This is a genomic window from Bifidobacterium sp. ESL0800, from assembly GCF_029395355.1.
GTDB lineage: Bacteria > Actinomycetota > Actinomycetes > Actinomycetales > Bifidobacteriaceae > Bifidobacterium.
Map to the genome: position 1 here is coordinate 1,588,996 of NZ_CP113913.1, position 23,868 is coordinate 1,612,863.

General features: G+C 58.4%; 15 protein-coding genes and 1 pseudogene. 2 read left to right on the forward strand and 14 right to left on the reverse strand.

Features of this window, described 5'->3' with window-relative positions:
• Window positions 1-146 precede the first annotated feature (146 nt).
• The 6 genes and pseudogenes from OZX75_RS06235 to ftsY all read right to left on the reverse strand — a co-directional run bounded on the left by OZX75_RS06235 (window position 147) and on the right by ftsY (window position 11,756).
• Window positions 147-1,301, reverse strand: a complete 1,155-nt coding sequence (locus OZX75_RS06235; RefSeq protein WP_277145795.1) for a class C sortase — start codon at window positions 1,299-1,301, stop codon at window positions 147-149.
• Between the two features lie 493 nt (window positions 1,302-1,794).
• Window positions 1,795-3,831, reverse strand: coding sequence for an isopeptide-forming domain-containing fimbrial protein (locus tag OZX75_RS06240; protein WP_277145796.1), 2,037 nt, complete (start codon window positions 3,829-3,831; stop codon window positions 1,795-1,797).
• Window positions 3,832-4,132: 301 nt separating this feature from the next.
• Window positions 4,133-7,324 (reverse strand): hypothetical protein, encoded by a 3,192-nt coding sequence (locus OZX75_RS06245; RefSeq protein ID WP_277145797.1) that lies wholly within the window; start codon window positions 7,322-7,324, stop codon window positions 4,133-4,135.
• Between the two features lie 735 nt (window positions 7,325-8,059).
• The gene (locus tag OZX75_RS06250) at window positions 8,060-8,398 is read right to left on the reverse strand and encodes a P-II family nitrogen regulator (protein WP_277145798.1); all 339 of its coding nucleotides are present in this window, start codon (window positions 8,396-8,398) and stop codon (window positions 8,060-8,062) included.
• Between the two features lie 205 nt (window positions 8,399-8,603).
• Window positions 8,604-9,872: pseudogene (locus OZX75_RS06255) on the reverse strand (ammonium transporter); the annotation flags it as partial.
• Between the two features lie 567 nt (window positions 9,873-10,439).
• Window positions 10,440-11,756, reverse strand: a complete 1,317-nt coding sequence (ftsY, locus tag OZX75_RS06260) for a signal recognition particle-docking protein FtsY (RefSeq protein WP_277147469.1) — start codon at window positions 11,754-11,756, stop codon at window positions 10,440-10,442.
• Window positions 11,757-12,020: 264 nt separating this feature from the next.
• Here ftsY and OZX75_RS06265 point away from each other — a divergent pair, with 264 nt between their 5' ends.
• Window positions 12,021-12,761 (forward strand): TetR/AcrR family transcriptional regulator, encoded by a 741-nt coding sequence (locus OZX75_RS06265; protein WP_277145799.1) that lies wholly within the window; start codon window positions 12,021-12,023, stop codon window positions 12,759-12,761.
• 194 nt (window positions 12,762-12,955) lie between these two features.
• Window positions 12,956-13,993, forward strand: a complete 1,038-nt coding sequence (locus tag OZX75_RS06270; protein ID WP_277145800.1) for a glycosyltransferase family 2 protein — start codon at window positions 12,956-12,958, stop codon at window positions 13,991-13,993.
• A 111-nt stretch (window positions 13,994-14,104) separates the two neighbouring features.
• Here the strand turns inward: OZX75_RS06270 and OZX75_RS06275 are convergent, their stop codons facing one another.
• The 8 genes from OZX75_RS06275 to ptsP form a co-directional block, all read right to left on the reverse strand.
• A complete protein-coding gene (locus OZX75_RS06275; protein WP_277145801.1) occupies window positions 14,105-15,676 on the reverse strand; it encodes a formate--tetrahydrofolate ligase in 1,572 nt (523 codons plus the stop codon).
• 227 nt (window positions 15,677-15,903) lie between these two features.
• Window positions 15,904-17,520, reverse strand: a complete 1,617-nt coding sequence (locus OZX75_RS06280; protein ID WP_277145802.1) for a C69 family dipeptidase — start codon at window positions 17,518-17,520, stop codon at window positions 15,904-15,906.
• Window positions 17,521-17,981: 461 nt separating this feature from the next.
• Entirely contained in the window at window positions 17,982-18,539 is a 558-nt protein-coding gene (locus OZX75_RS06285) for a YbhB/YbcL family Raf kinase inhibitor-like protein (protein ID WP_277145803.1), read from the reverse strand.
• Window positions 18,540-18,669: 130 nt separating this feature from the next.
• Window positions 18,670-19,356, reverse strand: coding sequence for a histidine phosphatase family protein (locus OZX75_RS06290; protein WP_525930232.1), 687 nt, complete (start codon window positions 19,354-19,356; stop codon window positions 18,670-18,672).
• 169 nt (window positions 19,357-19,525) lie between these two features.
• A complete protein-coding gene (gene ulaA / locus OZX75_RS06295; protein ID WP_277145804.1) occupies window positions 19,526-21,064 on the reverse strand; it encodes a PTS ascorbate transporter subunit IIC in 1,539 nt (512 codons plus the stop codon).
• Between the two features lie 90 nt (window positions 21,065-21,154).
• Window positions 21,155-21,427 (reverse strand): PTS sugar transporter subunit IIB, encoded by a 273-nt coding sequence (locus tag OZX75_RS06300; protein WP_277145805.1) that lies wholly within the window; start codon window positions 21,425-21,427, stop codon window positions 21,155-21,157.
• Window positions 21,428-21,516: 89 nt separating this feature from the next.
• Complete coding sequence (locus tag OZX75_RS06305) at window positions 21,517-21,981, reverse strand: PTS sugar transporter subunit IIA (RefSeq protein ID WP_277145806.1); 465 nt, start codon at window positions 21,979-21,981, stop codon at window positions 21,517-21,519.
• A 74-nt stretch (window positions 21,982-22,055) separates the two neighbouring features.
• Entirely contained in the window at window positions 22,056-23,711 is a 1,656-nt protein-coding gene (ptsP, locus tag OZX75_RS06310) for a phosphoenolpyruvate--protein phosphotransferase (RefSeq protein ID WP_277145807.1), read from the reverse strand.
• Between the last annotated feature and the right edge of the window lie 157 nt (window positions 23,712-23,868).

A 23,868-nucleotide genomic window follows, 5' to 3' on the forward strand; every position in this document is an offset into this window, starting at 1 on the left:
TGCCGAAAACGGCTCTATGTTATTGCTCTGTTATTAAAACGAAGTGGTCATGTTATGCCTTTGGAAAGCTGTGTGGGCCGCCAACCGAAGCTGACAGCCCACGCAGAAGACAAAACCATAAAGCACACAGTCTATTTTAAAAAAAATCAGTACATGATTTCTTGGGAGTGGGCGGTGTGACGAGCGTGGGTTGGCTTGCGGAAACGGCGGCGGCCGCGCCAACGCGACGGCAGGCCGATAAGCGAGGCGTGGCGAACCGGGGACGGGCGACGCGCGGGGCGGAGCACACGGCTTAGGATCGCGGCGATGAGGCCGAAAACGAGAATGGCGATGGTGGTCAATATTGCCAGAATCACGGGATCTCCTTTGGCGTTATTCGGGTCGGGAATCGGGTCCGGGATGGGTTGGCGGGTGCCGGTGATGACCAGGCGCTGGGTGTTGACACCATAGGGCGTGCAGGTCATGAGCGTCACCAAATCGCGGCCGGGCACGACCTTATATAAATGGGTATCGCTCGGGTCGATGACGTGACGGCCGACCACGCGGTAGCCCATAGTGCGGTTCAGGGTCTGCACATAAAACACATCGCCGGGGCGCAGCTCGTCGATACGCGTGAACAGCAGCGCCGTGCTCAGGCCGCGGTGGCCGCTTAAGACGGCGTTGGTGGATTTGCCACCTACCGGCAGGCTCGTGCCGTACAGGTGCCCCACACCTTTGAGCAGCACATCGTCGGAAGTGCCATGATAGATCGGCAGGTTCACCGAGACCTTGGGGATGCGTATGGTGCCCATAATGCCGGTGCCGTCGTTTAGAAGCGACTGGTATTCCGCGTCTTTCGCGCTCTGCGGCTTAGATTTGGTAGCGGCTTTGGATTTCTTGGCACCGGACGCGCCGGAACCGGAGCTGGAATTGCCGGAACCAGACGTTCCGGAAGCGCCCGCGCCACCCACGTCGGCGAAGGGATCGGCGAACTCCCCCAACGTCGTCTGCCCCGAATCGGCGATCTTCCTGTTGTAGGCCTGCGCGCGGTGGTATTCGTCGATGGTCTTGCCCTGCGGCCACTTCGCGATGCGGTTAACGGCGGCGTTGACCTCCTGGTTCTCGCGATAAGCGTGCACCAGCCAGATGGTCGGGAACCACGAGATGGCCACGACCAGCGCCACCAGGCAGCAGACGATCAGCACGTCGATGATGACGGCGAGCCTGCGACGCCACGGGCTGATACGCGCCTCGCTGCCGTCGATGATCGTCTCGAACATCTGCAATCTCAGCGGCAGAACGTTGTCGGGTTCTACTACCATCGTTGTCTTCCTTTCGGAACCTGGACCATTCGGCGAATAAAAAGTATTGGTGAAAATATTGGGTATCTGTACCCATAGGAATATCGGATAAAGCACCCGCAGAAATATCAGGTAACTAACCCGCGAAATATCAGGTAAAAGTACCTGCAAAACTTTCGGAAAGCTTTCGGAGCGCTATCCGAAACGTTGAAAAATGCTGTCGACGCTATATAGAAAAAGCATTAGAACGATATTCGTAAATTATCGGGAAAATATTCGCTGCGATATCGAAATAGATACCGAAACTATCGACAGAACTACCCAAATAAATATTCGTAATACTTTCATCAAAACGCAGGAGGCGGACCCGTCTCCGAGTTCCGCCTCCCACAAATCAGCGAATCACTTGACATGTATCGACGTCAACGTACGGCATGTGCATGCCAAATGCACGATGCATGTCAGTCAAGCGCACAATGCACGCCAAACGGTTCTCGCCAAAAGCGCTTACCGCTTACTGGCGAATCTTGCGACGTGCGGTGATGAGCAGCGCGGTGAGCGCCATCAGCGCGACGACGACGAGCAGACCGAGAATCGCGCCCGCGCCACCGGTCATCGGCAGCTGCGAGATCGAGGTGACGTTGCGCACCACGATGGCGTTGGTGTTGTTGGCGCTCTCAATGATGCTCGCATCCGGAGTCCAGTTCACATCCTTGCCGTCGTGGATGCCGTCGGTGAACAGAGTCGTCGCGTCCTTGCTGGTCAGGCCCCAGAAATCGCCCTTGGAAACCTTGACCTGGAACTGGACGTCACTGGTCACCTTGGCATCGGACGGACGCGGAGTGGTCTTATCCACGGAAAGCTTGACCTGGAAATCAGGCAGGAAGGAGTGGGAGTAATCCGTCGCCTCCTTGGTCTGCGCAATCTCATAGACGCCTTCGCCGAGGCCAGTGACAGTAATCTTGCCCTTGCTGCTTGTGGACAGCGTGGTGGACACCGTGGTGTCGCCTTCCTGCGGGGCGACGACCTTCTTGTAGGAGCCGTCGGCGAGCTTGCGGAAGGAGATGTTCTCGCTGTCGTCCTGGGCGGACGCACCCTGAGACACAGACTTGATGGTGAACGTGGCGCCGGTGAGCGCGGTGCCGTTGAGCTTGTCGGCGTTCAGCAGGCTGAAGTGGCGGAAGTGGATCTTCGCGCCCGTTCCGCCGTCGGTCGGCGAAACGGAGGCCACGGAACCGTTCGCAGCACCGGAGTTCACGGCACCGCCGTCACCGGCGGTGGCGGCCGCATTCTTGGTCTGGTCGTTGACGTCGTTGGAATAGGAGAGCGAGACGCCGTTGGATAGGCCGTCGTTCTCATCGGCGTTGTCGTTGACGGTCATCTCATAGGTGACCACGATCGGATCCTGCCAGGTATAATCCTTGCTCATGATGATGGAGGAAAGATCGAAGTCGATGAAGTCGGTGTCGCCCGTGCGGCCAGCGGCGCTGGAATCACCGGTCTTGACCGTGTAGCCCTTGGCGGTGCCGGTCTGGGCATCCACGTCATGGCCGTTGATGGTCACCTTTTCGCTGCCCTGCTTGTAGGTCAGGCCCTTGCCAGGCTTATCGACCATCGTGTAGATGAAGTGGTCGAAGCCGGTGGTCAGCGGCACCTGGCCGGTGAGCTCGTACTTGACGGTTCCGCCGATCGAGGCGTCGGTGGACACAATCTTCTTGTCGATGGTCGGGTTGTAGCTCTTCATCTCGATGCTGCCCAGCGGATCGCTCATGTCTGCCATCTGGGTGTACTTGGTGTTTGCATCGATGGTGATGCCGGTGCCCACGAGCATTGGGATGGAGTTGGAGTTGGCGCCGGACTTGGTGCTGGCGCTCGTCGCCTCCCCGGTCACGTCCTCGACCACGTAAAGGCCAGGAGCAAGACCCGAAATGGTGACGGTCGACTTGGAAGTATCGCTGTCGGTCTGCACGTCTTCCGGCTTGGTCGCAGTCGCCTTCTTCACCAAATCGGAGAAGTGGGTGGTGCCATGCTCGGCCTTGGCCAAGTTGGTGACGAACTTACGCAGGTTACCGTCGCGGCCCCAAGCATCGGCCTTGGCACCGCTGTTGGAGACCTTGTCATCGCTGGAGGCGGTGGTGGAGGTGGGCGCGTAGCCGAGCCACTTGGAGGCCACCTCGCCGACCGGGTTGCCCTTGTACTTGGCGTCCTGGTCAGCGGGCTTGATGACGCTGTCCAGAGCAGACTGCGCGAGGTCCTTGACCTCAGCGTTGGTCTCGACGCCGATCTCGCTGAGCTTTGCGCCGTTGGCGCTGGCGTAGGCATAGTCGCCGATCTTGACGGCGGCGAAGCTGTGGCCGGTCATCGAAGCGCTGTCGCCGTGGATGGCGATGGTCTCCTGCTTCGCGGTCGGCATGGTGATGCGTGGATCGTCTTTGGTCGAGATATCGACCTGTCCGGCCGCGTTAGCGACGCCGAACGGTGCCAGCGCGAGCAGCGTGGCCGCCGTAAGTGCGACCCCCGCCGCACGGCGAATCGTCTTATCAAACAACATGGAAGGATACCCTTTCTTATTGGTTTCTTTTTCATTCCATAGCGGTCCACGCGCTCAAGCCGCAAGGCGGCGGTCATGGACCAAATCTTTGGTTATCGCTGCATTGGTTTATGAGTTCAGCGACATTTTTCATTTATGAGACTTTTATTATTTATTTGTCTAATTATCGAACAGCGGATTCAACCCGCCTATTTGCCATCTCGATTGTCGCCATGAAGCCGATAGCCGCCAGACTCTAGCATTGCTCTGCAACGCAAACTGCCAGGATATCGGCCTCACAGCAACTCAGACAAGCCGCAACTCACCTCACGTGCCGAGCGCTCTGGCCGCGAGACCGGAACCACACCAGCGAGACGCAGGCGGCAATCAGCAGCGCCGTAACGCCTGCGAGCAGCAGCATCGTCCCGAACCAGCGCGCGCCACCGGTAAATGGCAGCTCGGTGATGGGCAGCGGCTCTTTGAGCACGGCCTTCACCAAGTCGGACTGGTTGTTTTTGATATCCAGCTTGTCGTCAGTATAGTTCGTGTTATACGTGCTCTGCAGCTGACCCGCCCGGTCGGCCGCTGTGACATGGAACTCACCAGGCCATGTGCCTTTCGGCACATCAACATGCCAAGTACCATCCTTCTCACTCTGCGTGGAGGAACGCGACCCATCCTGCCAAATCACCGTCACTTTGGACCCGGACTTACCGGCTATGTTGGCGGAATCCGGAATATCCGGCGACGTAGCATCCTCGGGCATCTCCACAGTTCCGTTCACACCAATAGATCGGTTGACCGAAGTCACCTTGACGATTGGCGGCACCATGTCGATGATCCTGTTGACGACACGGCCGATGGCAGGCTTGCCGCCCACGGTATCCTGAAGGACCGCGTAGACCTTGTACAGCACGTTGCCCTTCGGATTGGCCTTGGTCGGGAAGACCGACGGATCAACAAGACATGACCAATTGGCCTGATAGCGCGCCGGGTTCTTGGGATCAGGCTTACCATCACTGGTAGTGGTACCGGTGCCGTCAATCTGTTTCACGTCCTGCAATTTGTCGACGGTCGTTTCCTTGTCTCCTGAAGAATCGTTGAAATTCTCGCAGTTGAGCTGGTACTTGGCGTTGGGGATGTGCAGCCCGTTGGGCGCCACGCTGTTGTTGCCGTCGACGATCACGGGATTGCTGGGGTTGTCGTCGGGCGAACCGGTGGTGCTTCCGTTCTCGCCAGTGGTGTCCGAAGCGGTCATGATCGTGTCCTGCGGGACGGCGAAGAGGCTGAACTTGTCGTTTATATGGTTCGCTGAGGTAATGTCACCCTTAATGATGACTTTCGCGCCGTCAGGCAGGCTTGTCTTACCCGCATTCGCCCCGCTGGCAGCCACCGAGCTATGAGGAGCATATACCTCCTTGACCGATGGGTTCGAATTCATGCTGAGCTGGAAACGAGCCGCCTCGATATTGGAGAAGTCCGATGTGACGTGAACCGGGGTGTTATCGGCCTGCCAGGCATGGTAGCGTACCTGGTCCTGCTGGTCCGGATTAATGGCAAGAGGGTCGTCAATAGTCCATGTTCCGTCATCGCCCACTGGTACCGTGCCGACCTCACGACCTCTGGTCTTGATATTGTTCGCATCTTCCGAATCAATGGGATTCTTCGGATCCTCAGCGAATACCGTGACGTTATAACCCTTCGTGCCGGTTCCCGTCACCGTACGCTTCTTGGGATCGGAATAGCCCGGGAACGGATTGACCACCGGAGCTGCCGGACGCACGATATCGAAGTCGTAGTAAGCCGTGTCGATGGTCCAACCCTTGTCGATCTGCGCCTGAACCCCGCTCGGGTCATTCTTGGCCATGTCGTCGGTGATGCCCTCGGTTTTCGGGTCAGGATTACGCAACGGATCGGTCGCCTTGCACGCCTGATTGACCACCGGCCAGGTCACGAGCTTGAAATAGCCGTCAAGGTTCTGCTTTTCCTTGGCCATCTTGAAGTCGATGCTGCCGTCGGCGTACTGAGCCTTGCTGCCATCGCCAGCGCCGGGCACGATGAGCTGGCCCGCGGGCGCGACACCGTAATAATTCGTGGTGCTGTTGAAGGCCATCGACGCGGTCGTGCTTCTTGCATCTAGATTGCTCACAGCACCTGAGGAGTTCAAACCGCCTGGTTGGTAGTCATTGCTTGATTTTTTCGATCCTAACACCGGCATATTGGAAACCGTCAGCGCCTCCGGCGTAAGCGAATCGACCGGCACCCACTTGTTGTTCTTCAACCCGATCCACTGATATTTGAACCCGGTCACCTGATAGCAAGCCTCGTTGACATCAACACCGAGCGCGGGGTTGTACCATCCGACGAAGAAGGAGTTCGGCGGTGCCACACCAGGCTTCGTCAGCGGTGGCTTATTGCCACGAACTGTAGTTGGACCAGCAACGCCCCTATCAGTCGACATGCCCCAATTAGCCTGCCTGGTTGACCATAGAGTCGGCCAATCACTGTCAAAACCAACCCAAGCGTTGGGTATATCGCAGCCATGTACCGTTTTGAAGTCCGAGACATCGCCAGTCGGCGAACAGGTTCCCGGATAAGCCGTGATGGTCTCCGAATCAGACATGTCTCCAGCCAGAGACGATTGTGAAAGTAACGTGGTGGCGTGATCTGACGTTGTGCTGTCGCCACCGCCCCAATCCCATTTATTCTTTGACAGGGTGTTATCCACACTGTTGTTGCTTCCGGTGGCCAACGGACCGACCTCGACCCAAACGTGCTGCCTCCAAGAACGCCCGTTGTTATAGCCAGGACTGCCTTTCTTGTCTTGACTGGTCCAAAAAGGCTTCGACTCGTCCCTGATGTTCATGTCTCCCTGAACGGAAACGGTCACATAGTCATAAAGGCCGGCATGCATGATTTTGGGGATGGTGAAATACTCATCATAGTTATCTGCCCAATGATTAGCGTTTGTAATAGCCGTCGAATCAGAAGTCGAGGAATCAACATAGGTGTTCATATACTTCATCATGCGGGTATAATCCGGATAAATCGTACCGGTACTATCCGTTTTATTGCCGTCACCAAAGTCGTAACGAATCTTCATACCGATGCTCTCAGGAGTCGTGCCTGCTGTCGGTTTCACCTCGTCATGTGCCACACGCACCACAAAATCCATACGCAATTCGTCACGCAACGTATCGATTTTGTTGTTGGCCGCGAGCAAACGGTACAGCATTGGCGTGCGGGAAGCGCCATCCGGGTCGGTCGGGCACTCGGTGGCACGCCAATCCTTTGCATACTGGGCACTTGTGCAGGGATCGGTGGTCGTCGTTGACGCGGCGCTGGCCGTGGTTTGCACAACCGTGCCATTAAAGGTCGCCAGCAGCGTCGCCAACACGATCAGCACGGCAAAAACGCACGTCGCGGCCTTTGCGGCACGGCGGCGCTTCACGCCTTGCCCGCGCTCTGACACGTCGAGGCCTTGCTGCCTTGTGTATCCATCGTTGCTTTTCACCACAATCACCTCTAGTGCGGTAGTCCGCGTGACATCGAAATTGTTGTACTTGTTGTCGTACTTCTTGCTAAGTTCTCTGGTACCTATCGATATAAAATTTTCTGCTGTGCATCGATGGCCAAGCAAAGACGTCAAACGGTCTACATAGCTTCATCGACCACTGTCGCCTTCCAGCGGAAACGCATCCCGTTTTTAGACAACGAGAGACAAAGATGCCATACCAAGCTGACAAAAAGGTTCACACATAGAATAATTATTTGTCTAAATAATTAGAGTAATATTTATCAACTTTTATAATTTCGCGCAATGAACTTTCTCTTGCGCTTTCTGAAATCGTTGGAATTCCAGCGTTGTTCGCATCACAATGAAAAACGACTTTATATCACAGCTTCATCCGCGACGGTGCCGAACAAGCCACGAATGTGACATACCACATGCCACCAATGTGAGTATAACCACATCAATAAATCCGCATGTCAAACGTTTTCTACATGTCCGCATTATTCTTATCGAACTGGGTAGCAGCTTCGACGATGGTACGTTGCAGACAGAAGGGACTGACAATAATCCAACTATGCGTTGAAAAGCAGAAAAAGTCGGTAGCAAATCTGCTTATCAACGCAAGACCGAAACTGCGTGCGTCGAAAAGCAGAAAAACAACCCTGTAAATCTGCCTTTCAACGCATTCGTTGCACTCGAACGCTTACAGCTCAGATCCGACTGCCTAACAACCTGTCAGATGGCGTCGCCGTCACGCTCGCCGGTACGCACGCGGACCACCGAATCCAGCGGGACGACCCACACCTTGCCGTCGCCGATGGTGCCTGTCCGGGCGGTTTTCACGATGATGTTGACCAATGTTTCGGCGTCGGCGTCGCGCACCGCCACCTCCACACGGATCTTGGGGATGAGGTTGACCGAATAACTCGCGCCGCGATAGACCTCGGTATAGCCGTGCTGCTCGCCGCAACCGTTGACTTCGCTGACCGTCATGCCCTCGACGCCCGCGGCCGCAAGGGCGTCCCGGACTTCCTCAAACTTCGCTGGTTGAATAATCGCGGTAATCAGTTTCATCGTTCCATCTCCTGGCTTGCCGGTATCGGGTTGGCTCGGCAGCAACGGACGAGACGTCCTTCAACAATTGGTCTCATTGTTCAGTCTCCTTCGCGATTGCCACCGCCGTCGGCTTGGCAACGACCGACCTGACATTCTCAGAGTTGCCATGCACCTTGGAATAGCTGGGATAACGAACCGCCAGATCCATAAGCGTTCCACCCTTGCTCGTACTTGCCAAATCGTACGCGCTCTCGCCTTGGTCGGCAAGGTCGACGCCGGCCAGTTCCTGGTCCCCGTCCACCCTCCAGCCGACGGTCTTTTCGAGCGCGAAAGCGATGACGAACGTGACCACGGCGGAGTACACGACCGCGGCGAGCGCCACTACCACCTGCACCGCAAGCTGACGCCAGCTACCGCCCGCGAAAAGCCCCGCACCCTGCGCAAAGAAGCCGATGAGGATGGTACCGGCTAAGCCGCCGACGCCGTGTACGCCGACCACATCCAGTGAATCGTCGTAACCGAAACGGAACTTGAGCCCGCACGCCAGGCAGGTCAGCACACCGACAATCGCGCCGATCGCCATGGCCCAGAGCGGCGAAACCACATCGGCGGCAGGCGTGATGCCGACCAAGCCGGCCACCATGCCTGAGGCCGCGCCGACCGCCGTGTAGTGGCCCGTGCGAATCTTCTCGGTAAAGCCCCAGCTCAGCATTGCCGCAGCGGCGGCCAGCGAGGTACTGACCCACGCATAACCGGCGACGCCGTTGGCCGCGAAGGCCGAACCCGAGTTGAAGCCGAACCAGCCGAACCAGAGCAGGAACGCACCGAGCATGACGAAGGGGACGTTATGCGGACGGATCGGGACTTTGCCGAAGTCCTTGCGCTTGCCGATCAGCAGGACGATGACCAGAGCCGCCACGGCCGCGTTGATGTGGACGACCGTGCCGCCCGCGAAATCGTGGACCGGCGCACCGATGAGCCTGGAGATCAGACCGTCGGGCGAGAGCAGGCCGCCGTTCCAGACCATGTGGGCCATGGGCGCGTAGTCCAGCGTCACCCAGATGGCGACGAAAATCATCCACGTGCTGTATTTGATACGTTCCGCAAGCGCCCCGGAAATGAGCGCGACGGCGATCATGGCGAAGGCGAGCTGGAAGGCGACGTCGATGCTCACCGGGTAGTTGTTGCCATTGGGGGTCAGGCCAGTGGTGGTGAAAACGCCGTCTTTGCCGGCCTTCATCGTGTCGCCGAGCAGGAAGCCGGTGGACGGTTCGCCGAAGATGCCGCCGATATCCTTGCCGCCCCAAGCGATCGACCAACCCCACAAGGCCCAGATGATAGTGCTCACCGCAAGCGCACCCGCCGAGAGCATCAGCATGTTCAGCACGGCCTTGCGGCGCACCATGCCTCCGTAGAAGAACGCCACCGCGGGCGTCATCAGAAAGACGAGCGACGCCGCGATCAACATCCATGCGGCATTTCCTGTATCCATGTCGTGTCCCCTCACCAACCCCAAACGCGTACCTGGTCTGATGCGCGAATCGTATGGAGACATACAACACGGTCAACGTAAGGGGAAGTTTGACACGAGATTACGGCGATGTAAAGCACGCATCATCGCCGAAACATGATGGTTACGTATCAGACAGGATTGCCGGGTTCCATGCAGAGACAATCACAAAATTGCGCCTCAAACTGTGATTATCTCCGCACATTCGCATCGGATACAGAGCTAATCACAGAATAAACCCCAATACTGTGATTAGCTCTGCATATCCATGCCCGATACAGAGTTAATCACACAATGAGGCCCAAAACTGTGATTAACCCAGCACACCCACAACACAAATCACACAACCACGCCCCAAACCGTGATTAACTCTGCACACCCACAAAACAAATCACACAACCACGCCCAAAACCGTGATTAACTCCGCACAATCCGTTCCGTACAGAGAAAATCACACTATCTGCCCGACGATACGAAACCGCGCACCAACCATGGCTGGCTGATGCGCGGCTGAAGTTTACCGTCTCGTACAAATTGTGCTGACTTGCCTCAGGCGAGAATGCCGTCGACGAAGCCTTCCGGGTCGAAGGGCGCGAGGTCGTCGGGGCCTTCGCCTAGGCCGACGAGCTTGACCGGAACGCCCAGCTCCTGCTGCACGGAGATGACGATGCCGCCCTTGGCCGAGCCGTCAAGCTTGGAGAGCACGACGCCGGTGATGCCGATGGCCTGCGCGAACACCTTGGCCTGGGCCATGCCGTTCTGGCCGGTGACCGCGTCGAGCACGAGCAACACCTCGCTCACGGGCAGGTTCTTTTCGGTCACGCGGCGAATCTTGCCCAGCTCGTCCATCAGGTTGGCCTTGTTCTGCAGACGGCCGGCGGTGTCGATGATCAGCACGTCGGTACCGTTCTCCTTGGCCTGTTTGGAGGCGTCGAAAGCGACCGAGGCTGGATCCCCGCCCTCTTTGGCGCTGCGGACGACGGGCACGCCGACCTTCTGCCCCCAGGTCTCAAGCTGGTCGGCGGCGGCGGCGCGGAAGGTGTCGGCTGCGGCGAGCATCACGGACTTGCCTTCCGAGACGAACAGGCGCGCGAGCTTGCCGGCGGTTGTGGTCTTGCCGGTGCCGTTGACGCCGACCATGATGATGACACTCGGCTTCTTGGCGTCGGGCTTGTCGGCCTCGAGCGCGCGGTCGGATTGGGCATTGACCAGGTCGATCAGCTTGGAACGCAGCGCCTCGCGCACGGCCTTCGGGTCCGAAGTACCGGTGATCCGGGCGTCGTTGCGCAACTCGTCCACCAGCTTCTCGCTGGCGACGCTGCCGACATCGGCCAGCAACAGTGTGTCTTCGACGTCCTCCCAATCGGACTCGGAAAGCTGGTCTTTGGCGAGAATATTAAAGAGTACCCGACCGAACGGGTTCGACGACTTGCTCAGTTTCTCCTTGAGGCGGACGGCACGTGAGGCTTTGGGCTCAGGAGTCTCGACATCTGGCTTCGCGTCAGTTTCTTTGTTTTTTCCGTTATGAGAAGATTCGGCACGCGATCCCGGCTTGGTTGCGTTCTTGGTTTGGGGGTTCTGCTCCGACTCGTCCTCGGCGCTTGGCGTTCCGCCCTCCGGAGATTTATCGGAGCTTTTCTCTTCCTTGGCTTTGCCGAATTTGCCGGCTTTTTCGGTATTCTTAACGGCTTTGCTTGATTCCTTGTTGTCGGCATCATCTGACGAGTCGGCTTCCGTGCTTTTTGCATCGGCGGCAACATTGGCGTTCTGCGCATTTGCGCCGTTGTTCTTGTGCGCATGCGCCACCAATGCAGCCACGGCAATAAGCACGACGGCGACGACAACCAGCGCCGCAACGATAATCATCGGATTGATCATAAGAGTCATGCTTCAAGATTATTGGCGAGACCCGACGCAAAGCGCGCGTCCGAACCCATGGTTTCCAAAAGAAACTGTACAAATTTTCATGGTATCGTTCAATAACCATGGGTTAGGGTGAGTCTGAATGTGGAAGAACACACTCAAACCAGAAACAAAAACATCTTTTATCAAGCAAAGTAATCATCGATCAACAATTCCATTTTGGGCGCGAGCCTCACCTACAATATAACTATGTCAAATGCTTCCAGAATGACTTCGTACCAACGTCGCGAACAGCTCATCACCGTCGGGCGCGGGCTTTTTGCCGCCAAAGGCTACGAAGCGGTGAGCGTGGAGGAAATCGCGGCCGCCGCGAAGGTCTCGAAACCCATCGTCTACGAACATTTCGGGGGCAAGGAAGGCCTTTACGCCGTCATCGTCGACCGCGAGATGCAGAAGCTGACGAGCACGCTGATCAACGCGCTTTCCGCCGGCGACACTCATCCGCGCCAGATCGTGGAGCGCACGGCCCTGGCACTGCTCACCTATATCGAGGAAAATTCCGAGGGCTTCAACGTGCTCGTGCGCGACTCCCCCACCACCGACCCGGCCGGTTCGTTCAGTTCGCTGCTGGGCGACGTCAGCCTGCGCGTCGAGGAAATCCTTACGAAGGCGTTCAAACAGCATAAGCTGCCGGCAAAAGGCGTTCCGTATTACGCGCAGATGCTCGTGGGCATGACCGTCTTCACCGGCCAGTATTGGGCCGCGAACCAGAAGAAGATCGACAAGGAGCAGCTCGCTGCACACATCGTCAACCTCGCCTGGCACGGCCTCTCGCGCCTCGAAGCCAAGCCGAAGCTGCAATTCGAGAACGACCTGAACGACGATTTGGGCGACGACGCGGGCGCCGGCAAAGGCGACGGAGACGGCAAAGGCAGCAAAGGCGACAGCACCGGAAACAGCGAAAAGAGCAACGCCACAAATACCAAAGACCCCGAAATACGCAAATAATACAAATAACGCAGCCAAACCAAACAAACCAAACAAATCAGGCAATAGAAAATAGTCCGTCTGACGACAGTTTCGCGCGATATACCGCCGAAAGTAATGCAGCTCACGCACGCAACCCCGCCATTGACGGGTTTACATGGTAAATTAGCTGGTGTCCGCCGCACCAACGCGGCGAATTCCGATAATGAGGAATCATGCCGCAAACTAGCTTGAAAACGCTTACTTTCGTTGTGCCCGCATTCAATATGAGCGCCTACCTTGAGCGTTGTGTTTCGTCGTTGACAGCCATTGACGACAACGACGACATCGAAGTGCTGATCGTCGACGACGGTTCATCCGACGGCACGCCGGAACTTGCGGATCGGCTTGCGGCGGCGAAACCCGGCATCGTTCACGTCATCCATCAGAAAAACAAGGGTCATGGCGGCGCGGTCAATACCGGCATCGCCAACGCCGAAGGCATGTATCTCAAAGTCGTCGACGCCGACGATTGGGTGGGTGCAGCCTCACTGAAGCAGCTTATGAACGTAATGCGTCGGCAACACAACGCCAGCGAACCGATCGACATGTTCGTCACCGATTACGTCTACGACAAAGTCGGCAAGCGACGCAAACACGTCGTCAAATTCGACAGCGTCATGGCCGCGGACAAGCGCTTGGTCTGGGACGATCTCAAACATTTCGGCATCGCGCAATACATGATCATGCACGCGCTCATTTTCCGCTCTGACGTGCTGCGGCAGGCCCAGACCCAGCTGCCCGAGCACACGTTCTACGTCGATTTCATCTACGCCTACCAGCCGTTCCCGTGGGTGCGAACGCTCATGTACGTCAGCACGCCGCTCTACCACTACTTCATCGGGCGCGACGGCCAGAGCGTGCAGACCGACGTCATGATCCGGCGCGTGGACCAGCTGGTGCGCGTCAACCGCGCGATGGTCGCCGCCACCCCCGAGCGCAAGAACGTGCCCGACGGGCTTTACCGCTATATGATCCACTTCCTCTCCATCGAAAGTGTCGTCGCTAGCGTGTTCCTCATCCTTTCGCGCCAGCCCGCAAACTACCAGATCAAGCGGGAACTCTGGGACAACCAGCGCGCGGTTTCGCCTCAGATCGCACGCGACGTACGTCGCCAGTTGCCTTCCCGCGCCATCAACCTGCCCGGTTCGCTCGGCCGCTGGATCATCCGCATGGGCTACCGTATCTCGGAACGTATCATCGGTTTCAACTAAACACGTTCAAACGGGAATACAAACTCGTATCAATATGAATACGGACAGGCCGATGAGCATGATTTCGCGATGGCCGTCGTCCTCGCCCTGGCTTTCAGCCATATAGCGGTCTCAGACGATTTTGGGCATCGGGGTCGTGAGCGAGGTGGTGAGATTGACCTGCACCACGCCGGCACCGAAATGCGGCTCGACTTTTTTGAGTGTCACGGTGCGCTCGTCGGCTGCGGCGGAATCGTCGTCGGTCATCGTGGCCGGGGATTTCACCGCCACCACCGCGAGGTCGTCGACGCTCGTGCCGACGCCGTTGCACAGTTCGGTCGCGGAGGCAAGGGAATCGGCGAAACCTTCCTTGAACAGCACGCGGTCAGCAGGGACGCCGTACGCGTTGCCAGCAATCCACTTCACGTCCTCGACCAAGCCCATGCCCTTGTGACTGGCACGGTTGTTGGCGGCTTCCGGATCGGCTGCATCGGCCGGAGCCGACGCGTTGGTAATATTCTTGGAACCATTCGCGTCTTCGAGCGCACCGACGAACGCATCAAGCTGCGGGGCCAGCGCCTCGCCACCATCACGGAAGAGATTGCCGATGATGGGCTCACGGAAGTTGAGCGACTTGGCGGTGTCGCGCAGGGAGGCGATCTGGTCGTCCTCGCCGTCCCAGAGGTTGACCAGCGGGAAGGTCGGAATGCCAAGGCTTTCAAGGCGATGGACATGGAAGGGGTAGCGCCAGGAAAGCGCCGGGTCGTCGCGCCAGGTCGAGGCGCGGGTGACCACCACCGCGGCGGCCGGCCACTGGGCACCGAACTCGCGGCAGGCGATGTCGAGCCACTTCTGGGCTCCGGCGTCGGCGCCATAGCCGGCCTCGACGACGACGACATCGTGCAGCGCGCACGCCATCTCGACCGAAATCAGGCTGGGAATGCCCAGCGACACGTTGGCGAACGGACCACAGTGCACGTAAACCGGCGAGCCGTTGACCGTCTCGGTTTTGGCTGGCTTCACCGCGTCGCCAAGAATGCCGGTGATGCGCCAGAGGTCAATGAACTCGCCGAAAGTGACGGGCTTGCCGTCCTTGGTGCCCGCCACCATCTTTGAAACACGCTGCGAAATCTCGTCCATGGAGCGCGAGAGCACGACGATCTGCATCAGCTCGCAGGTCGGGGTCAGCACCACCCGTTCAGGCACGTTGCCTTTGTTGCGGTCCACGGCGATCTGGCGCAGCGAGCGCGACGGCACTTCGGAGACGCGCGGCACCAGAATCGTGTCGATCCGCCCGTCGTCCACGGCCTTCTCCGCGAAGGAGACCAGCAGGTTCTGCGCGTTCTCGATGGCCGCCATCTCGCCGCACAGGCCCCAGTCGATCAGCTCGGGGTGTGAGAGCGAGGACTTGCCACCGCCCGAGGCCCCGCCCTTGGAGCCAGCCGCGGTGATGCCCATGCTCGGCTGACGCAGCACGGCGGTCGCGTCAATGCCACGAGCGCGCAACGCGTCGATCAGCGCGATGGTGGTGGTGGTCTTGCCTTCGCCGCGCGAAGCCTTCAGCGGGGTGTCGGCGGTGACAAGAATGACCTGCCCATGCTTGCGCGGCTCGTCGGCGTGGTCGCGCAGATGATCGAGGTAACCGAACGCGTCGATTTTCTGGACCAAACCATACTGGGTCGTGAATTGATCGATCAATGCCATGCCATACCTGCTTTCAACACGTTGGAAATACTCTAAAATCCCGCGGAGCCTTATCGGCACATGCGCTTAAATCTGCGCGCAAGCCAACGTCCGATATCACCGCGGCCAATATCCCAAGCCTATCAGCAGACGTCGCCGCATAGCACAAAAGTCGGCCGACATGAAATCTAAAACACGGAATACCGCCGTTCCTAGTTTCGTATCGACCGACCTTTGTGCTCAGTTCGTCAGTTATCAGACCTATTGAAGCCGTTGGCCATCTTCATCGAGACCGTGTAGAGCACCGTGTCGAGCAGCACGTCGGTCTCCTTCTTGACCTGGTCGGCCATCGACTGGTTGGCGGCGCGCAGGATCTCGCGCACCTCGGCGTTGCGGGTCGCGGCGATGACTTGGTCGGGCTCCATCGGCTCGACGTCGCCGTCCGGATTGCCGGCGTTGAGCTCGGCCTGAGCCATCGATTCGGCGCTGGCCTCCTGGTCGCCGCCCAGACGCGCGACCTGCTCATCGGTGGCGGCGACCATACGGTGCGCCATGCCGCCAGTCAGCTCCTGGTAGCGCTCGATGGCGTTGGCGGTGTCGGAGAAGGCGGAATTGCACAGCGCCGCGATGATGCGGTTGGCCCAGTAGAAGTTCTCGCTCGTCACGCGCGTGGTGGTGGCCTCGAGATAGGCCGGCGTGGCGTCGACGTTCGGATAGAACGGCACCAACGTGTTGAACGGGTTGGAGCCGTAGGAGACCCACTGGATCGCGCGGTCGGACTGCGGGCGGTACGGGCGGATCTGCATCACGGAAAGCTGCGACTGGCGGTTGATGCCGATGGTGCGGTACATGTGGCGGGTGTGCTCGTCGCCGCGGTGGCCGTACGGATCGTAGGGCGTGCCCTGGTAGTGCGAGCTCAGCACGTACTTGACGTCCTCGATGGTGATCTTGCGCTCCGGCTGGCGGGCCCACGGGATGTCGTCGGACTCCGGGGTATGGTCGGCCTCGGGGCCGTCCCAGACCTCGTCGTAGGGGTTGAGGGTCCGCTGCATGTACCAGGCACGCGGGGTGTTGTAGACGTGGTCGGAATCGGAGTGCGAGCCGAAAGCGTCGCGCGGGTTGAACGGCGTGGTCGCCTCGACGGCGAGGTCGAGATGGTTGGCCTCGATGAACTCGTTCAGGTCGGCCGAGCACATGCAGTTCTCCTGCTCGCCCAAGGCGTCCTCGAGGTCGAACTCGTCGATGCCCAGCTGATTCGGCATCGTCACGTAGGCCTCGTCCGGCACGCGCTTGGCGATCCAGTGGTGGCCGCCGACGGTCTCCAACCACCAGATCTCATTGGAATCGCTGAAGGCGACGCCGTTCATCTCGTAGGTGCCGTACTGCTCCAGCAACGCGCCCAGGCGTTCGACACCTTCGCGGGCCGTCTTGATGTAGGGCAGCACGATGGTCAGGAAGTCTTCCTCGCCGATGCCTCCAGCGACCTCGGGCACGTAGCCCTCCTCGCCCTCTTTGCCTTGGGCTTTCGTGAATTCCACGAACGGATCGGCACCGAGCACGCGCTCGTTGGTGGTCAGCGTCTCGGTGGCGCTCATGGCCACATTCGCCTCGTTGACGCCGGCCTCGCCCCAGATGCCTTCCTTGGTGTCGGCATTGGGCATGGAGGTATATTGCATCGGGTTGTCGGGCAACTCGACCTCAACGTGGCTCAATACGCTGCGGTAATGCCGCGGCTGGTCCTCGGGCTTGACAACGACGAAACGCTTGGGGTTGAACTCCCCGTTCGCCGAATCCTCGTTGCGCGCGATGATGGTCGAGCCGTCATAGCTCGCGTCCTTGCCGACCAGAATGGTGGTGCATGCCATAATTGTTTCCTCTCCTGAAATGAAATGACCAAGTGCTGATTACTAATCATAACGACTGGATGCCAATACTGTTTTCATGATAGATGCCTGCTCGCACATGAAGATCATCTTGGGTCAGAACCAACCCCACTGCTCTGTTCGGGTCGACTGTACGCATCTGCACGCACAGACCCTTGGCCTCCATCCGCTTATTCCTCATTTTGAACGTCTGTTGGTGCCACCAAGATACCCAAAATACGCAGAATGGAGGCCATATTCGTAAAAAACGGGCATCTTGGTGCACCAAGATGCCCGAAAAATGGCAATTTCGGGGTTAATCTTCGAAAAACAGGGGACTTGGTGGCACCAACATCACAATAATGGCTGGTTTGGGGAGGATGGCACCTCGGAATCGAGAACCTTGATATTCGCAGGCGTGAAACCGGAGGACGGCCAGCAGATTCCAACCCACGTGGGCGCTTTTATTTCGCCGGATTGCCGATAAGCGTGATCTCGGCGTCGTCAATCGGGCCGCTGTAATCGAGAATCTTATGATACAAATCGTTGAGCCAGAAGCCCTGACGCATATCCGGCAGCGGATTGGCCGTGGCCCAGACGTGCAGGACGTAGCCGTGCGGCTTGTCGGGCGGGGTCGGGCCGTTGTAGCGCATCGTCACCGCAGGATTGCTCGAACCGACGAACTTGCTGGCGGCGCTTGTGCGTCCTTGCGCGGCCTCGGGAATCATCGTCGGCAGCGTGCGCGAGAAATCGGGCGGAATTTCAAGGGCGTGGGAATCGTTGAAATCGAACATCAGCGCGTCGACCGGTACGTTGGCCGCCGACCAGTGGATCCATTCGAAGCCGCAGACGGGGATCGAATCCGGATCGGTCACCTGCCAGTGCAGGTACTGCATGCCTTGGCTGAGCTCGTCGATATAGAACGGCAACGAGATGATCGGCGTGCCGTCGACCTTGTATTCAGGTGCCGCCGCCCCGGTGAAATCATTGGGAATGGTCGTAAAATCTGCTGAAATCTTCATACTTCAAGTATCCCTCGGGCTTGTGACGAACGTTCACTCGAAATATCAAAAACCCGACCCTCGGCAGGGAGGGCCGGGAAAAACAACAACATCCAAAGTCTCACGACCGTAAAGCCTTTGGACGCAAGCGTCATAGATTCCAGTTGCGCAGCACGCGACGCCCCTTATAGACGCCGAAGAGCGAAAAGGCGGCCGTGCCAAGACGCAGCTGGTTCGCGACGATCGGCTCGACGCCCAGCCACTGGGTCGCCAACATACGCAGGATATGTCCGTGAGCGACCAACAGGACATTGTGGCCTTCACGAATCATCGGGTCGACGCGTTCGACGACCTTACGCGCGCGCTCGGCGATGTCTTCGATGCTCTCGCCTCCGTGGTTGTGTACGCAGATCTCGGTGCCGTCCGGCAGACGGTCGGTCCAATCGCCGGCGAAGCTGGATGGCAGCTTGGAGACTCCATCCTCCATCAGATCCCAATGGTGACCAAGCAACTCGTCGATCTGCTTCGGAGAACGTCCTTCGGCAAGACCGTAGTTCCATTCCATGATGTCAGGGCATTCCCGGTAATCCGGGAAACCAGCGAGTTCAGCCGTCCTGCGTGCCCTCGCCAGCGGACTGCAGAACACATAGTCGCTCTCGAAGCCTTCGGGCAGCCGGGCGCGCAACCGTTCTCCGGCGTCTCTCGCCTGCTGTTCGCCTTGCGCTGTCAACGGAATATCCGTCCGACCGGTGTATTGGCCCGTTTGCGACCACACCGTCTGCCCATGCCGCAGCAAAACCAACGTTCCGGCTGCGATATTGCCATCAGTCATTGCCATTTCGTTTCTCTCCTCTTGCGCCCGCAACGATCATGGTGAGGATCATGACGGGAATAATAAGATGGGCTCGACTACGTATTGCACACGTTGGCCGAACCCATCATCACACTGACATACCGCTACCCTGATATTCGCAAACCAGCGGCAATCATCTGGCTTGAGTGATTACTCAGGCCTTGGCAGCAGCAGCGGCCTTGGCAGCCTTCTTGGCGGCCTTCTCGGCTGCACGTTCCGCTTCACGCTCGGCGTCTTCCTGCTTCTTGACACTCTCGATGAAGGCGGCGTGCGCAGCGCCGGGGACCCAGCCCTTGTTGACGACCTTCACCTGCCACAGGCAAGCGAGGCCGAAGATCACAGCGGCGACGATCAGCAGACTGATCGTGCCGGCCACCGGGCCGAAGCTCGAGAGCTTGCCGGCGATCAGGCCGTACCAGCAGAAGTCGGAATCGCTGAACGTGGCGTTCTTCAGGCCATAGCTGCCCATAACGGTCATGAGCATGGCAGGAAGAATCGTGATGATGATGCCGGTGACGAAGCCACCGAGAATGGCGCCCTTACGACCGCCAGTGGCATTGCCGAACACGCCGGCGCCACCACCGCCGAAGAAGTGAGGGACAGGGAGGATGAGCGCCAGGCCCCACATGGGTCCAAGCCAGACGGCGATAACCGCCAGAGCAACCAAGCCACCCACGAAGGAAGAAAGGAAGCCGATGAGCGAGGCGTTGGAGCCATAGGGGAAGACGATCGGGATGTCCAGCGCGGGCTTGGCGCCGGGCACGACCTTCTTGGCGATGCCCTGGAAAGCCGGGACAAGTTCACCGAGAATCAGTCGGACGCCGTAAAGGATGATGGCGATGCCGATGCCGAACTGCAGAGCCTGGCCGAAAGCGGCCATGAAGTAGGCACCGTAGTCCTTGGGCGCGGACGGGAAGACGCTGAACGCGACCTTGGCCGGCAGCGCGAATGCGCCGATCACCGCGAAAACGAGGTAGAGAACGATCATGAGCACGGTGGTGGACACCATGGAATCACGAAGGAAGCTGGTGTTCTTGGAGAAGTTGATGTCCTCAGTGGACTTGGACTTCTTGCCGACAACCGTGCCCAGCGCGCCGGAGACTACATAGCTCAGCGTGCCGAAATGGCCGATGGCAATCTGATCGCTGCCGGTGATGCGGTTCATGAACGGCTGCGCGAAGGAAGGGGTGGCCACCATGATGACGGCCATGAGGATGGCGCCCAGGCCGACGACCAGCCAGGAGTTCTTCGCACCGAAGCCGAAGGAAAGCACCAGAGCCAGCAGAGTAGACATGAAGACCATGTGATGGCCGGTCAGGAAGACGTACTTCAGCGGGGTGAAGCGCGCCAGCAGCAGCATCAGCACGAAGCTGATAACGACGATATAGGCCGAGGACGCACCGAAGTCCTTCGCCGCCTGCGCCACGATGACCTCATTGGTGGCGATGGCGCCGTGAGCGCCGGTCGCCTTCAAAATCAGCTGGCCGAATGGGTTCAGCGAACCGGAAACCACGCTGGCACCGGCCTGAAGAATCAGGTAGCCCATCGCGGCCTTCAATGCGCCGGAGATAATCTGGCCCACGTTCTTCTTCAGGGCGATCAGGCCGACAGCCGCGACCAGACCGATGATATAAGCCGGCACGTTGAGTATCTGCTGGCTTATAAAGTTAAAAATGGTAGCAAGAACATTCATTGTCCTTATACTCTCTTTCTTGTTTTGTTGTTCTCTTCTTCATCGCGTCGATTCCGGGGCGCAAAGCCCCGAAACCGGTCGATAAGACAATCAGTCGTCGTACTTCTCGAGAATCGCCTTGATCTCGTCGGTGTCCATGAAGTTGTTGACGGTCTCGATCGGCGTGGTAACACCGTCAAGCTGAGGAGCCAGCTGGGGCGAAGTCATGACCAGGTCGCTTGCATCGGCGGTGCCCTTGGCTGCGCCGATGTCAGCGGTGGTGACGTTGACATCCATGTCGAGATCGGACGCGACGGATTCGACATTGACCTTCAGCAGCACCGAAGTGCCGATTCCATGCCCACAGACGCACAAAATATCCATAATCTTTTTCCTTTCCTACGCCATCGCGCAACCTCGCAAAGACGGAAACGGGATGGACGACCAATTTATTGACCTATTGCAAAAATGATTCAGCGATTGAGGATTTCCCTGATCTCGTCGGCAGTCGCAGCGGTGGCGAGTTCCTTGACTTTTTCGGGCTTGGAAAGCGCGCCCGCAACTGCGGACATGACTTTGATATGCTCATTCTCGTCATGGCCTGCAAGCCCGATGACGAGACCGACCGGATCATTGGCCTTGCTGCCGAATTCGACCGGCGTGGAAAGCCTCACCCAGCTCAGACCGGTGTGAAGCACCGCGTCGGACGGACGGGAATGAGCCAGCGCCATGCCGGGGGCAATGACGATATAGGGGCCCATCTTCTCCACGGTGGCGATCATCTCGTCGGTGTAGGCATCGGTAGTGAAGCCCGAAGCCACCAACCCTTTGCCCGCCAGACGGATGGCATCCTTCCAATCCTTAGCCGGCACATCCAATAGGAACGAGGAATCAGGCAGGAAACCGTCGATATCGCTTGTTGCATCGTTATTGGCCACGATCTTTCCTTTCTTTGTTGCGAAGCGACCACTAAAATTACCGTTGCTCCGCGATGTTTTCGTATGGTTGGCCGTCACTGAGCCATAATCGAGTGATAGAAATCGCCTCGAAGCGCCTTGTCGGCTTTCTCCTGAGCCTGCGACCAAGTCGTATCGGCGAGCTGGGCACGAACATCGTCCAATGCGACCGGGGTCATCGACAGCGAGTTGACACCGATGGCGGCAAGCACCACCGCAAGCTCCGGATCGGCGGCGGCCTCACCGCACACGCCTACCGGCATGCCGTTGGCGTTTCCCGCGTCGGCTATCATCTTGATGGCACGCAGCACCGCCGGATGCCATGCCGTCTGATAGTTGGAAACGGAACCAAGCGTACGGTCGGCAGCGAGCGTATATTGCGTCAGATCGTTGGTGCCGATGGAGACGAAATCAGCCACTTTGGAGACTTCTTCGGCCATGAAGGCGATGGAGGGGACCTCAGCCATGATACCGACCTTTTTCAGGCCTTTGGACTTGCCGAGCCTGACAAAATACTCGGCTTCCTGCTCGTCGGTGACCATGGGGACCATGACCCACAGATCGGCATCGGTCTGGGCGTCGGCGGCAGCCAAAGCATCGAGCTGATCGTTGAGGACCTTCTGATGGACACGCAACGTACGCAGGCCACGCAGGCCCAACGCCGGGTTCGGTTCATCTTCGGCAGTGAGGAACGGCAACGGCTTGTCGGCACCCGCGTCAAGCAAGCGGATGACGACCTTTTTGCCGGGAAAGCGGCTGAGCAGCTGCGCATACGCCTTGGTCTGCTCCTCGACGCCCGGAGCCTCCTCATTGCCGAGGAAAAGAAATTCCGTACGGAACAGACCCACGCCTTCCGCACCGTACTCAAACGCGGGATCGGCATCCTCGGGCTTGCCCACATTGGCCAACAGCGGGACGGGGTGGCCGTCCTTGAAGGAACCGGCCTTGCCACGAAGCTGTTTGGCCTGGGCCACTCGAGCCTTGACGGCTTCGGCCTGGGCGATCTGCTCGTCGGTCGGGTCGCAGATGACCTCACCGTGCCGGGCGTCCACCACCACGGTGGTGCCGTTTGCCAAATCATCGGCTCCCGTCGCAGAGACGACGGCGACAATGCCACGGGCACGCGCCAGAATCGCGGTGTGGCTCGTCGGCCCTCCCTGGCTGGTGACAATGGCCAGGACCTTGGTCAAATCAAGTGCAGCGGTATCTGCAGGGGAAAGATCCTGCGCCACCAAGACGAACGGCTTGTCGCTTTCCGGAACTCCCGGGGCCGCAACGCCCATCAGATCGGCGATGACGCGCTGACCCACATCATGCAGATCAGCGGCACGCTCGGCCATATACCCGCCGAGAGCCGTGAGCGTCGTCTCGAATCCCGCAAAACCCTCGAAAGTGGCACGCTCGGCGCTCAATCCTTCGCGAATATGCTGATTAATCGATTCGGCGAGGGCTGGGTCTGCGGTCATTTGGGCCAAAGCCTCGAGAATCGGAGCCGCTTTCTTGGCTCCGTCATCACCTTGCGCAGCGTTCTTGGCACGAGCTTTGAGATTATCGTTCACCGCTTTCAACGAAACCGCGACTCTGGAAAGCTCGGCCTCTTCGCTTACTGAACTCTCGCGAGGCTGGTCGGAAGGTTGTGGCAACGGAGCCGAAAAACGCAAAACCGATCCGACTGCAGCGCCTCTGCCGATACCGGAACCTTCAATCTTCATCTTCGCTCCTTTGAGTACAAAACAGCCAACAATCATCATTGCCAGCTACGATGCATTTTCAGTAAACTGTTTCTGAATTTTGATAATACACTATAAAAACAGCTTTGTAAAGACGGTAAACGTTTTCTGAAAATCAGCTTTAGGGTGGCTTCAAGCT

Excerpts from the sequence above, each read along its gene's own strand:
- OZX75_RS06235 (WP_277145795.1), bottom strand. The coding sequence starts at position 1,301 with ATGGTAGTAGAACCCGACAACGTTCTGCCGCTGAGATTGCAGATGTTC.
- OZX75_RS06240 (WP_277145796.1), bottom strand. The coding sequence starts at position 3,831 with ATGTTGTTTGATAAGACGATTCGCCGTGCGGCGGGGGTCGCACTTACG.
- OZX75_RS06250 (WP_277145798.1), bottom strand. The coding sequence starts at position 8,398 with ATGAAACTGATTACCGCGATTATTCAACCAGCGAAGTTTGAGGAAGTC.
- ftsY (WP_277147469.1), bottom strand. The coding sequence starts at position 11,756 with ATGATTATCGTTGCGGCGCTGGTTGTCGTCGCCGTCGTGCTTATTGCC.
- OZX75_RS06265 (WP_277145799.1), top strand. The coding sequence starts at position 12,021 with ATGACTTCGTACCAACGTCGCGAACAGCTCATCACCGTCGGGCGCGGG.
- OZX75_RS06270 (WP_277145800.1), top strand. The coding sequence starts at position 12,956 with ATGCCGCAAACTAGCTTGAAAACGCTTACTTTCGTTGTGCCCGCATTC.
- OZX75_RS06275 (WP_277145801.1), bottom strand. The coding sequence starts at position 15,676 with ATGGCATTGATCGATCAATTCACGACCCAGTATGGTTTGGTCCAGAAA.
- OZX75_RS06280 (WP_277145802.1), bottom strand. The coding sequence starts at position 17,520 with ATGGCATGCACCACCATTCTGGTCGGCAAGGACGCGAGCTATGACGGC.
- OZX75_RS06285 (WP_277145803.1), bottom strand. The coding sequence starts at position 18,539 with ATGAAGATTTCAGCAGATTTTACGACCATTCCCAATGATTTCACCGGG.
- OZX75_RS06290 (WP_525930232.1), bottom strand. The coding sequence starts at position 19,356 with ATGGCAATGACTGATGGCAATATCGCAGCCGGAACGTTGGTTTTGCTG.
- ulaA (WP_277145804.1), bottom strand. The coding sequence starts at position 21,064 with ATGAATGTTCTTGCTACCATTTTTAACTTTATAAGCCAGCAGATACTC.
- OZX75_RS06300 (WP_277145805.1), bottom strand. The coding sequence starts at position 21,427 with ATGGATATTTTGTGCGTCTGTGGGCATGGAATCGGCACTTCGGTGCTG.
- ptsP (WP_277145807.1), bottom strand. The coding sequence starts at position 23,711 with ATGAAGATTGAAGGTTCCGGTATCGGCAGAGGCGCTGCAGTCGGATCG.